Origin of the sequence: Pseudomonas sp. 43(2021), assembly GCF_017490805.1 — a bacterium.
Taxonomy (GTDB): domain Bacteria; phylum Pseudomonadota; class Gammaproteobacteria; order Pseudomonadales; family Pseudomonadaceae; genus Aquipseudomonas.
The window spans coordinates 1-652 of record NZ_JAFGYJ010000138.1; the positions used below are offsets into that span (position 1 = coordinate 1).

Consider the following 652-nt stretch of genomic DNA (forward strand, 5'->3'; position numbering starts at 1 on the left):
CTGGAACATCGCCTTCCGGCAAGTCCAGGCCGGGAAGATTGGGGAACTGTTGCTTGAGTTTCAAGTACTCTTCGGGGGTTTTGATATCGTATTTTTCGAGGTATCCGGAAACTTTCAGATCCTCATAGATCTCGACAATAGCCAGGCCGGTGCGGATGATGCTCCCTGCGAAGATCTTCAAATCAGTGCCAGTGAGCATGATTTGCTCGCGCAATGGCGACCATCGTTTGGCGTGATCATAGGTGGTGGTGAATGTCCGCAGAAAGTCAGCAGGTGTCAGGCCTACACCACCGCCATCTCCTGCCCCATAGTTCAAATAGGAAATAACATCCTGCAATCGAACCGGCAAAGACAAACCAAGAACTTCATACTTTCTTAAACTGATGATTTGCTCTTTTGTCAATTGTATACCGGTATCCCGATTATATTCCTCACCCTCACCGAGTGACGCACTGACAAATATCTGAGGTGCTTTTGCAGCAGCCTCAACAATCTTGTTATTTACCCTGATGCCCATAAGAAACTCCTTGTCTCTTCGGATACTTATTAAAAGTTATTTTCGATACACACGCCAAAAACCTTTCAATTAGTTGAATCGCCGTATCGCAAAAATACCTTAGGACAACAGGATAAAAACCAACAACCTGATAAA

Annotated in this window: 1 pseudogene; it reads right to left on the minus strand. The window is 45.2% G+C overall.

Annotation, left to right across the window (positions count from 1 at the left end):
- Positions 1-517, minus strand: a pseudogene (locus J5M71_RS26380) (hypothetical protein); the annotation flags it as partial.
- Positions 518-652: the final 135 nt, after the last annotated feature.